The organism is Bacillus sp. EE-W1, assembly GCF_009760835.1.
Classification (GTDB): Bacteria; Bacillota; Bacilli; order Bacillales; family Bacillaceae_G; genus Bacillus_A; species Bacillus_A wiedmannii.
This window is the reverse complement of the sequence record NZ_WIPE01000060.1, coordinates 137310-148214: the sequence shown is the minus strand read 5'-3', so window position 1 is coordinate 148214 and position 10905 is coordinate 137310. Positions and strand designations below refer to the sequence as shown.

General features: G+C 31.2%; 9 protein-coding genes and 4 pseudogenes. 3 read left to right on the top strand and 10 right to left on the bottom strand.

What is annotated here, in order from left to right; genetic code table 11:
* Positions 1–278: 278 nt before the first annotated feature.
* The 5 genes and pseudogenes from GFJ36_RS12200 to GFJ36_RS12185 all read right to left on the bottom strand — a co-directional run bounded on the left by GFJ36_RS12200 (position 279) and on the right by GFJ36_RS12185 (position 3643).
* Positions 279–1274, bottom strand: coding sequence for a type II toxin-antitoxin system antitoxin SocA domain-containing protein (locus GFJ36_RS12200; RefSeq protein ID WP_097890820.1), 996 nt, complete (start codon positions 1272–1274; stop codon positions 279–281).
* A gap of 40 nt (positions 1275–1314) precedes the next feature.
* Positions 1315–1494, bottom strand: a pseudogene (locus GFJ36_RS30090) (hypothetical protein); the annotation flags it as partial.
* A 355-nt stretch (positions 1495–1849) separates the two neighbouring features.
* Positions 1850–2455 carry a hypothetical protein gene (locus GFJ36_RS29570; RefSeq protein WP_242015977.1) on the bottom strand — a complete coding sequence of 202 codons (606 nt, stop codon included), beginning with the start codon at positions 2453–2455 and terminating at the stop codon, positions 1850–1852.
* Complete coding sequence (locus GFJ36_RS12190; RefSeq protein ID WP_097890822.1) at positions 2452–2934, bottom strand: hypothetical protein; 483 nt, start codon at positions 2932–2934, stop codon at positions 2452–2454. The genes GFJ36_RS29570 and GFJ36_RS12190 overlap by 4 nt, the downstream gene beginning before the upstream one ends.
* Before the next feature lie 415 nt (positions 2935–3349).
* Entirely contained in the window at positions 3350–3643 is a 294-nt protein-coding gene (locus tag GFJ36_RS12185; RefSeq protein ID WP_088610620.1) for an ArsR/SmtB family transcription factor, read from the bottom strand.
* Positions 3644–4268: 625 nt separating this feature from the next.
* On the opposite strand from GFJ36_RS12185, the pseudogene GFJ36_RS29565 reads away from it, so the two are divergent.
* Positions 4269–4487: pseudogene (locus GFJ36_RS29565) on the top strand (hypothetical protein).
* Here GFJ36_RS29565 and GFJ36_RS29560 read toward each other — a convergent pair.
* Positions 4411–4771 (bottom strand): annotated as a pseudogene (locus GFJ36_RS29560) (hypothetical protein); the annotation flags it as partial. The pseudogenes GFJ36_RS29565 and GFJ36_RS29560 sit on opposite strands and share 77 nt — an antisense overlap.
* Before the next feature lie 395 nt (positions 4772–5166).
* Here GFJ36_RS29560 and GFJ36_RS12180 point away from each other — a divergent pair.
* Positions 5167–5634, top strand: coding sequence for a hypothetical protein (locus tag GFJ36_RS12180; RefSeq protein WP_098082653.1), 468 nt, complete (start codon positions 5167–5169; stop codon positions 5632–5634).
* A 246-nt stretch (positions 5635–5880) separates the two neighbouring features.
* On the opposite strand, the gene GFJ36_RS12175 is transcribed toward GFJ36_RS12180, so the two are convergent.
* Both GFJ36_RS12175 and GFJ36_RS29105 read right to left on the bottom strand, forming a co-directional pair.
* On the bottom strand, positions 5881–7251 hold the full coding sequence (locus tag GFJ36_RS12175; protein WP_097890826.1) for a lytic polysaccharide monooxygenase: 1371 nt from the start codon (positions 7249–7251) through the stop codon (positions 5881–5883).
* Between the two features lie 298 nt (positions 7252–7549).
* Positions 7550–7711, bottom strand: a complete 162-nt coding sequence (locus GFJ36_RS29105) for a hypothetical protein (protein WP_176546176.1) — start codon at positions 7709–7711, stop codon at positions 7550–7552.
* 486 nt (positions 7712–8197) lie between these two features.
* Here GFJ36_RS29105 and GFJ36_RS12170 point away from each other — a divergent pair, with 486 nt between their 5' ends.
* A complete protein-coding gene (locus GFJ36_RS12170) occupies positions 8198–8617 on the top strand; it encodes a hypothetical protein (RefSeq protein ID WP_097890828.1) in 420 nt (139 codons plus the stop codon).
* Positions 8618–8686: 69 nt separating this feature from the next.
* Here the strand turns inward: GFJ36_RS12170 and GFJ36_RS12165 are convergent, their stop codons facing one another.
* On the bottom strand, positions 8687–8902 hold the full coding sequence (locus GFJ36_RS12165) for an alpha/beta-type small acid-soluble spore protein (RefSeq protein WP_001167052.1): 216 nt from the start codon (positions 8900–8902) through the stop codon (positions 8687–8689).
* A gap of 206 nt (positions 8903–9108) precedes the next feature.
* Positions 9109–10803: pseudogene (locus GFJ36_RS12160) on the bottom strand (methyl-accepting chemotaxis protein).
* Positions 10804–10905: the final 102 nt, after the last annotated feature.

Here is a 10905-nt window from a genome sequence, read left to right as displayed (position 1 = left end):
AACGGTTATGAGCCGTTTGCTCTAACCAGCTGAGCTAAAGGTCCAAAGCATAAAATTTACTTCATAAGACGTATTCACATATATCATTTTACCATATAATGTATTAATTTACTTTACATTTTATTTAATATGCATATTTACATCATGTTAAAAGTGTTTATATTCTGTACTCCTTATCCTTTGTAATTATTACTATCTTTTAATACCTTTACAGGGGTTTGGTTAACAGTAAAAAAATCGATATATCAATCATATTAAAAATAATATAATTACAACAATTAATTGTTTATATTTTCAAATACCCTTATACTATATTGTTTAATATCAGAAATAGTAACTAAATTATATGCCTGTTTCATTGTATTAAAACAATTATCGATCTCCTCTTTTTCCATGATAGGTTTACCAGAATTATTATCTTCTAATTCTAGATCAGCTACTTCCCATGGTAAGTTAAATAGAATCATTTTTTCTAAACTCTTCCCACTATAACCGCCTAAAGTATTAACTACATAGTCTAATAGTTCCTTTTCTATTTGAGTTAACTGATTTGTACTATCATAATTGAATTCAAGATTGTCGTACTGATATCCTTTGTATTTATCAAAAATAACTCGATATACCGGGCCGTGACTTCCTACTTCACAATCATCTTCAAATAAATATGTTCCAGTAAACACCCTACAAAATCCTTGCGCATAGTATAAAAGCTTTTGAAGAGCTAAAGGAGTAATATCATCATTTTTATATAGCAAATAATTAGCAACTGCCTCAATTTTCGTAGTCTGTGTAGAAGTAAAATTCTCATTTCCCTGCAGCTTTACAATCGCTTCTTTAGAAACCCTATATGCTTTTTGCGTAATTAAACCTTTATTTCTTTCCAGAATATCTAGCATAAAAGATTGATCCCTACTTAATCTTTTCAATATATTCGAGTACTGCTTTGTCGGAATATCCCCATTTACATACCTTGTTAAGGTAACTTCACCCCAACCTAAAAGTAAAGACAATGGACGTTTTCCAATCTTATATTTTTCTAAAACCTCTTTTATTTCAGAGATAGTAACTAACTGCTCCTGTTGCCTATATGCATGATCTAATTGTTCTAAATTATAATCATGAATATCAGGAACAAATATTTCAGATTTACACTCTTCGCATTTTGCTTCTTTACCCACGTAATGATATTGCTTCCCTCTAATGACTGTCATTTTTGGAACATCTTTTGTAGAATAATTCACCATATCTCGACAACACTCACATAAAACCAACATAAAAATCCTCCCTCATTCTAAAACCATTAGTCACTTATCTTTACCTAAAAAGATAAGTGACTGGTTTATTCCTTTTATGAAAAGAAACAACAATCATGTATTTGTTCCTATCCTTATTTTCAATCAGATTCGTCTTAATATATATGTCTACCGACTTCTTTTGTCCCCAATCATCTAGCTCATATTGTGGACAAAAGATATACAATTTTTCATGAGCAAATACAATAAGCTACTTGGCATAGGCATTTCACATTTCGGGCAATATTCTCTATATCTATCTTGCAATTGCATAATTATTTCTGTCCCACATTGATTACAATTATTCATGTAGCAATCTCCTTTAATGGATAACTCAATTGGTCTCTCCTGTATTTTTTACTCTCCTAAAATTACATATTATACTATCAGGTTTTTACATATTATTCCCATCCCACTTAAATTTAGCATTAAAAAACCTTCCATTAGGGAAGGTTTTTTAATCTATATATCTATTTGACAGTAATCTAATAATTAATATTGTTTAATGAAAGTTTCTTATAACTTAATAATCAGAATGAAAGCTATCATCCTAATTATTAATCTATAGATTCAAATTCAGAGAATAAACAATTAAATAAAGTGAGCTTATTACAAGAAATATATTCTGTTTCTATACCTTCTAATGTAGTATTTAATAACTCTTTAGAGATATAATTAAACCCTTTTTTATCCATAAAAATTTTAGCCTCTTCTAGAAGTTTAACGTATTGTCCACTATCACTTATATTATTGAAATTCCATTCATCTGTTTCTTTAATATAGCTAGTTTCCTCTAACATACAGTAATAATAATTTCCCAGTAAACTAATAAAGATCCTTAAATCCACTCTTTTTCCACCTAATAATTTAATTAACTCAATATCATCATCTAAAATTTTCTGATTACTGTGAGCTAAAACCTTATACTCTAAACACTGGCTATTAGGTAAATCCGTCCAATTAACAACTGCATTATTAGAGTATAATTTTTGAAACTCGGTATACCAAATTTTATCTATATTATCTTCTTGACTATGTTGCTTTAAAGATAGTAACCTCTCATTTGGCTTTAAAATTTTTACTGATGATTTATCCGTAGGTCTTTCATAAGAAAAAAATGAATCTACTGTATTTAAAATATCACTTTTAGTAATTATACTCATTTTCTATTATCACCCTTGTTAAATCTCTTATCTGTTAGTAATTTTTTTGCCTTTTTCGCATCTTTATTTCCTTTTTTAGCTAAATCTTCAATCTCCTTCACAGTTTTATTTTTCATTGAGCCTGGAAATTCCTTATTAATAGCACCTTTTTTATATTTACCAATGACATCTTGTGCTTTCATTCCAGAAATACCAACAGCAGATCCAATTGTAACTAATTTACCTGCTTTCCATACCTTATGAACTACTTGTGCACCTCTAGCACCCCAAATAATCACAGGGATGGCTAATGGGAATACAAATCGTTCTACTTGATTAAATTCTGCCACTTCAATTTTACTATCTTCTACTGTTTCTACACTAATAACCGGTACATTATCTAATTCATGAGTCGCTGCTTGCGTACTCATAGAAAATGATGTAGTTAATAGAGAAAATGCTGAAATACCTAATAATGATTTTGCTAATAACCTTTTCATAACAACCTCCAAATATTCCTGTTTTTACCTTACATGTAAATTTTACGATTTATTAGGAAGTGACTTCAAGTCTGTTTATTACTAAAATAATTTGTTATAATTCTTATAAGAAAACTCAGTTAATACAGTAGGTTTATTATTTATAAAGAAAATAATAAACCTACTCCACATCTTCCTATGAATTAGCTAAATTCCATCAATATAGGTACCAAAAAAAATATTTAATAACATAAACATAATTATAAGCTCTATTGAAAACAAATTAGTAGATTTTATTTCATTACACTCCTTTGAGAGGTACAGAAATTCTATGGACAATATTTTCTTATTTACACAGTAATCCTCATAAAATAAAATTATTATTTATATAAAGTTCCCTACTTAATATCAGGAAACTTTTTTGCTTTTTATTAACCTACAAGCCTAAAATTCCAACAATCTGACGAGCCTTAACATTATCTATATAATAATGCATCTCTAATCCCTTTCTTTCTGCACGAAGTACGGTTCCCCTTAATTTTGAAAGATGCTGTGAAACAGTAGATTGTGGGAGTCTTAATATTTCCGTTAATTGCGTAACATTACACATTTTATGATGCATTAATTCATTTACAATTTGTAATCGTACCGGATGTGCCATTACTTTTAAAACATCTACGTCTTCTTCGCGGATTTCAGCTAGATCTCTATCAGTTACTACTGTTTTCATTTCGCATTCTCCTTTATTATTAATTTCTATTTTTCTTATTATCCTTATAAATAGTACTTATAGATAATTACGATTTGTCCTATTGAGAAAATTTATTCTCTTCTTAAAGCAAAAAGGAAACCTATCCTGAAAACAGTTTTCACATAAATTTGATCTATATTTAACACGCTTTGCTAAGCAAAAGTACTTCTCCTATCCTTTGTTTAAAGCAAATAAAAAATTCTGCTTTTGCCTTCCCGTCCTGAAAAATTGATAAGCAGTATCCCCCATCTCACAATCTACAAAATAATCATTTTATTTCTCAACATAGATACCTGGAATTTAAATACCAAAAATGGTAATATGAAGTCACCTTCAGTTGTCAATTGTGTCCCTTTTTGAAAGGCCCTGTCTATAATGACAAGGCCTTTTAAATTTCCTTAAATCCCCTTTCTATTTCGTTTTCTCTTGAATTCCAAAAGTATGTTTCCCCCCTTTGCATCTATTAAAACCCTATCACATTCATGCTCAATAACATTCCGCCTCGTAAATTACATATTATTTAACAAAATAGAAGCCCTACCAAATCACTATAGGAATCTCTTTTCCTCTATCATATTATCAGTAGAGGAAAGAGGATGTATGCATGGAAATCCTAGGACTAGACACGCTCGTTAGCGACTTTAGGTATACTTGAATACACAAATCTTCGCAACAATTTAAGGGTGTAAAGAGATGAAAAACATAATTCAATTGCTTCCTAAAGAGAAGCAGGTTAAAGTTCTTGGAAGCTTACTTTGAAACAGTGGCAAAGATGATTGAACAAAATAATTTAATTCTTTTAGAACAGATGAAAGCTCTATAACTAATTAGAAATAACAAATTTATGATTAATTAATCTTACATACGCTTCCATAAATTATCTATATTTATCTAACATACTAGCCTCTATCTTTACAGAAGATTTGGTTATACTCCTTTTCATCTTTTAAATTTGAATTCTTTCTTTTACAAGTTGAAATAGATCTACTAATAAACCTGGTGTAGACTCTAATTCTTGCTTCTGCTTCATATTCTCTTCTGTTACAGCACTTATAAACTCCCACAGTACTTGTGCTCTAATTGTTCTGCAAATCGTTTCTCACACATTTCAAATGTTTTTATCTTCGTTTTGAACACCGTCCTAATTTAATAATTTTCTTTCCTGTAAATGGCTAGATCAAAATTATTAGCTCTTGTCAGTAGATTCCAATATTATGTATAATGACATTATCTTTTTACCAATAAACGGTAATGACGAGGTGATACAAGTAAATAAACCAAACGTGTCATCAAAATATTAAAGAATCTATTCCATGTACATTAAGATACATATATAGAATTTAAAACCATGAAATTTTATGTACAGATTGAATTACTACAAGATGGAAGATTGGTAGCAAATGTACTCAAGAAAAAAGAGCATTCAATTTGCTTAATGTTATAAAACTACTTGATGTGACATCTGTTGAATGAATTAAAAACATACTCAGGGGGAATTTCAAATGAAAACATTTAGTAAAGTATTATTAGCGGGAACATTGGCTCTTGGCAGTTTAGCAGCAATGAATGTGGAAACACCGAAAGCTCATGCTGATGGGGCGAGCGAATATTGTCGTTACATTTGCGGTCCTAAAGAAACATTAAATAATTTCACAATTCAACTTTCAGATACGAAATATAGACTGGGACAAAATATCATTCTACGAGCAACAAATGATAATGCATATGATGTACATTACACAGCATCTTTTGAAAAACACTACGATACTGGTTGGGATTATTATGACGCTGATTTTCACTATGGTTCCTTATTACCAGCTGGAACAAATGTATATGAAGATTTTGATGCTGAGACTGGCAATGGTGGAGCAATTTCTGAATCAGGAACATATCGCATGAAAATTAAAGTAACACATGCTGATGGACACGTTGATACAATGTACACAGCGCCAATTACATTAGCAAATTAAATCATAAGGTTGCTTCATATCTTATTGTTTTTATTATCTATCAAATATTTATTCAAAGTACCTAATCTTTTAATTCGTATTAGGTACTTTGAATAATAGTTTTATTTTTAGGTTACGTTCCCTATTAATAGGTATTGAAGATGCAGAAATTGATATTCAAACAATATTAAGGGTTAAAAAATAGGAATACCTTCTCTTATAATTGTCCCATTATTTAAACACTAAAGGGATTCACTATTTACAGCATTAGTTTACTTCTTTCCATAATGACAATGCAAAAATCCAATTTGGATCTCCATTCCCTTGATAACTCTGAACTGCCTCATACACCTTATTCTCATGAACTACTCTATCTCCTGCTTTATACGCTTTACGCGCATCCCATTGTTCATAAGAGTTTTCTTGTCCTTTTGTTATAACTGTGATGGCATCACTTTTCATTGATTCATTACCTGATGTATCGACAGCAGATACAACATACTTATATGCTGTATTCGCTTGCAAATCTTTGTCCATAAATGAAGTTGTATTAGCAGTCCCTATTTCTTTCATGGTCCCTCCAACTTCTCTGTATACAATATAATGGCTCACATCTACATTATCCTCCGATGGACCCCACATTAAATCAATACTACTCGTAGTGGTTCCCATACTGTGTAATCCTTTAGGCTGGGTCGGTGCTTCTGTATCTGGTTTTTCCTCTGTTATTTTAATAACTAGTGCTTCACTTTCCTCAGATATATTCCCTGCAGCATCTACTGCTCTTACTGTATACGTATATTCTGTGTTTGGGCTTAATTTTTTATCAATTATACTTGTACCGACTACAGTATTAATTAACTCCCCATTACATAACACTTGATATTCTTTCACCCCTTCATTGTCTGTTGCAGGTTTCCAATTAAGTTCTACACTATTTGAAGTAGCTTTTATTACTTTTAATTCAGATGGCTGGGTTGGTGCCTCTTTATCTGGTTTTTCATCATTTATTAGATTCACATCAATCACATTATAGAAAGCGTTTACAGTATCAGCTACATCCCAAACAGCTAAAATAACATGATACCCACTACGATCAGTTGGTACATTGATTTTATGTGATAAATTATTAGTTGCTTTAGAACCATCGTGTTTTACAGTACCAATTAACTCGAAGTCTGCTCTTGTTAGAGGTTTATTTGGATCCCATCCCTTTTTTGTGATGTAATAGTGCCATTGACTTGTTGAATGAGGAGCTGTGTATTTCCAAGTGAAGATATTTTCTCCGCTTTTAATCGTATTCTTAAACCATCTATCAGCTGTTTGTTGATCAAGAATCCCACCAAACAGGCCTCCTGCTGAAGCAATTTTCCCGTCTGCTGGTCCACCCTGTGGGAATCCTTTAGGAGCTTCTAAACTTTGCGGTTCATACATTATATTTCCACAATTTGAATTCAGCGCTCCATAATTTTGACTGCATAAAGCTGCACGGCTACCTGGCTTTTCAACAAACCCATGTGCATAGGCATTTTGAGGAATAAGAGTTGTACTCATAATTCCCACTGCTACTGCAGCAGCACTTAATCCTTTTTTATTTGTAGCCATTTTTCTAAACTGCCCTAGAATTTTTTTATTCATACTACTAGTCCCCTCCTATTGAATTTCTTACTATATTAAGAGCATGGATATAAGTGAAGGCTAAACACGTATAACTAAAATGAACAATTGAATACACAATCTCATAATTTCATACTCAACTATTCATTTACCTTCATTACATTCAAATAACCCTATAGTCGAATTTTTACATACTAATTTATTAAACTTTCACAGAAATTATGACAGTTATTGGACTTTTTCCCGTACCCCTCTTTTGTCTTAAAAGTTCTTCTTACTGTAATTTTAGAACAAAAAACGTATTCCCTCTTACATTTACCTACACAAATTTAAGAAATAAATAATTCAAAAGGAAAAATAAAAATACTACAACAAAGAATTTCCATTTGTTTCTTTTCGTTGGTTTTCCAGCATGTTGTATATAAGAAAACAAGGCAATACCTGCCATAGAAAATAAAAAGATTTGATAATAATCAATCATCTGTAATCCCCCTCCATACAAAAAATAAGAAGCCTCTTTTTGAGAGGCTTCTTATTTTTAATACAAACGACATACATAGGCTAAATATACACAATAAGATTAGGATGCTGAACCTTATTGCAGCTTTATTATAGCATATAACCCTTTATTTTTTGTTTAATAATTCCGAATTATACAACTTTATCAATATTTGAGTGTTTATTTACATACAATTCACAATAAAAAACAAAAAAATATCCACGGATAAAACCAACGTATGTAAAAACCAGCTACCATCCCATTCATAGTTTTAAAAATTTGTCCTATCCTTCTTTTAACAATACTTTAAACTTCGGATAGATTACCGTATATCGACATCTTATGTATGCAAAATTACATATCAAATCTCATTGAAAATCATTCTCGTTGTAACTATAATGGTTTCAAGAGGTGATATTTTCACTTCCTTTTCAAATCTCACAATATATTAAAGGAGGAACTAGCATTATGAAAAAAGTTATTTTAGCAGGGGCATTAGGAATTGCAGTATTATCAGGTATGAATTTACCAGGAGCAGAGGCATCTAAAGCGAGTGCGGCAACTACAAATTTAGACATTCAAGAAGTTACAAAATATTACTCTATGAGTTCCTATGAAGTTTCTCAAAAAGAATCATTTAATCTTAATAAAGGAGAAGAACTTACGGTCTTTGTACAAAATTCCGGGTTCCCAATTTCTTATACAGTCTTTGATGCAGATGATCAAGTAATTGGCACATACAATGCTAATTCACCATATGGTCGCGTATTCAAAGCACAAAAAGACGGTAATATTTCTGTACAATTTCAAGCAGGAGTAAATTCTTCTTACATGAAGAAAATGAATTTCACAGCTAAATTTACAGTTTCTAAACTTAACCAACAATAAAAATTTTAACAATCCTCTTTAAAAGAAAATTAAAAAGGTATATCCCTTCAATAGGATATACCTTTAACTTTAGTGAATTTTATATTGACCAGATAACTGCTCTTGCGCCATACGAACTAAACGTTTCGTAATCTCTCCACCTACTGAACCATTTGCTCGTGATGTTGAATCTGGTCCAAGTGTAACGCCAAACTCCTGAGCAATTTCATACTTCATTTGCTCAATTGCACTTGCTGCCGCTGCTACCAAAATCTCGTTTGAATTATTATTTTCTCGAATTTGCATTTCTAACACACCTCCATTTAATTGGTAATATCATGCTCTATTTCCAGTGGAATATGCAAAAGAATTATTCTTTTAACTATTTTACATATATATCTAAGCTTTCATCCCTTATGTGGGAATAAATAAAGGTATAGGTCATACCTACACCTTCTTCTATCCTACTTAATTTTGAACCCTCCTATTAACTCCTGTAATTCTTGGGAGAGCTAATTTAAAGAATTTGCTAGCTCTGCAATATCTTGTACATACATTTCTTGCTCTTTCATACTTATCCCAACATTACTACTGCTACACTCATATGTATTTGCAATATGTGATAATTCATTTACAACCTGAACAATAGATTGACTATTTTCTAAAGCATCTCTTGAATTACTCGAAGTTGCTTTAATTTGATTTGTAACAGATTGTGCAGATTTTGAAATTTTTTCGAAGAAAGCGCCACTACTCTGAACAAGTATTTTTCCTGATTCCACTTCCTTTGAACTCCTTTGCATGGATTTTACAGCCTCTTCTATTTCAGCTTTAGTTTCATCAATTAATTTAGCTATATCTCTCGCAGATACATCAGTCTTTTCCGCTAATATACATACCTCTTCCAAAACAATTGAAAATTCTTTATCGACTTTTCCAGCACATGAGTCTTCAGTAGTAGCATTTAAAGCTAATAGATTAGTTTGATTTGAAACGGTTGTAATTACAGTAATAATTTCATTAGATCGTGCTTCTAATGCATAAATACTAGAAGATACATCTTGAACCCTATCTCGGATTATTTTCATTTGATTAACAATTTGCTTAATCAAATCTTTCCCTTCTATAGAATGCTGTTCCATGCCTTCGGAAGCAGTAGCAACTTGTTTTGCAGCTCCCTTAATTTCTTTCATCTTACTTTCCATTTCTTGAACAATCCCTAAACAGTTATGCACTACATGAGAATGTGCCCCTAATTTCAATCCTGTCATAGTGCTTGCAATCTCTTGAAATGCCATACTATTCTCTTTTGTATTTGCCGACAATTCCTGTGAAGATGCCGAAACCTGTTCAGCAGTCTGCCTTACTTTATCTATAATCCTATTAAACTTTTCAATAGTGTTATTAAAATGGGAATTAGTTATCCCTATATCATCAGATCTTTCATTCAATTTAATACTTAAGTCCCCTTCACCAACTTTGCGTAAACCTTCCTGTAAATCCTTTAAAGGCGATAAAGAATTTCGTGAGATAAATATTTGAATCGTGGTTGCGATTGTTAATGAAATTATAATAAAGAGTAACCCTTGCGCTATAAATTTTTCCTTTGTAAGTGGAATAACAGAAGCATTCAAATCCGCTGCAACAATTGCAATTATATTTTTATTTTCATCTGTAATTGGCTCTAAAATTGTTACCTAGAAACCTAATTCATCTTCATACACTTCTGTCATTTGTGCCTGTTTCGTTTTCATTACTTTACTGTATGTTTTCATCCAATGAGTAGGATGCTCATAATAGTCACCTGTTTTTAAAGAACCTAGTTTTACAGAAACTGTATTTGCTAATTCTGTATCCAAAGCTACCAATTGTAATTCAGCTTTATCATTTAGCTTGGCTCCTGTAACATATGTTTGTCCGACACTTTTCATACCTTTTATAGCTTTATCTAATTGCTCTGTCTATTTTTCTTTCTTCACTCTTTGTGCTGTGGGGTCTTTTGCTACATCTCTCACTATTTCTACATCTAATTGATTTATTACTGTATCTCCTGTTTCAAAAGATTGCCTCTCAAATATAGACATCATACTATTTTGAAACATATTAAAACTTAACGCCCCCATACTTCCCACAAGCGTCAGAATTACTAATACCGTTAGTAATATATTTTTTTGAAGTAACGATAGCTTATGCCAATATTTTTTCATTAAAATCACCTTTCAAATTTTCCATAATAAAAAATAAAGTAGTAATACATTTAAAAGACACTCTATTCATTTTATTATTATAAAGTAATATTCAGGATTCTC

What these genes read in the sequence shown, in the direction of transcription:
- GFJ36_RS12190 (WP_097890822.1), bottom strand. Translation starts at nt 2,934, where the DNA reads ATGAAAAGGTTATTAGCAAAATCATTATTAGGTATTTCAGCATTTTCT.
- GFJ36_RS29105 (WP_176546176.1), bottom strand. Translation starts at nt 7,711, where the DNA reads ATGATTGATTATTATCAAATCTTTTTATTTTCTATGGCAGGTATTGCC.
- GFJ36_RS12200 (WP_097890820.1), bottom strand. Translation starts at nt 1,274, where the DNA reads ATGTTGGTTTTATGTGAGTGTTGTCGAGATATGGTGAATTATTCTACA.
- GFJ36_RS12180 (WP_098082653.1), top strand. Translation starts at nt 5,167, where the DNA reads ATGAAAACATTTAGTAAAGTATTATTAGCGGGAACATTGGCTCTTGGC.
- GFJ36_RS12185 (WP_088610620.1), bottom strand. Translation starts at nt 3,643, where the DNA reads ATGAAAACAGTAGTAACTGATAGAGATCTAGCTGAAATCCGCGAAGAA.
- GFJ36_RS29570 (WP_242015977.1), bottom strand. Translation starts at nt 2,455, where the DNA reads ATGAGTATAATTACTAAAAGTGATATTTTAAATACAGTAGATTCATTT.
- GFJ36_RS12175 (WP_097890826.1), bottom strand. Translation starts at nt 7,251, where the DNA reads ATGAATAAAAAAATTCTAGGGCAGTTTAGAAAAATGGCTACAAATAAA.
- GFJ36_RS12170 (WP_097890828.1), top strand. Translation starts at nt 8,198, where the DNA reads ATGAAAAAAGTTATTTTAGCAGGGGCATTAGGAATTGCAGTATTATCA.
- GFJ36_RS12165 (WP_001167052.1), bottom strand. Translation starts at nt 8,902, where the DNA reads ATGCAAATTCGAGAAAATAATAATTCAAACGAGATTTTGGTAGCAGCG.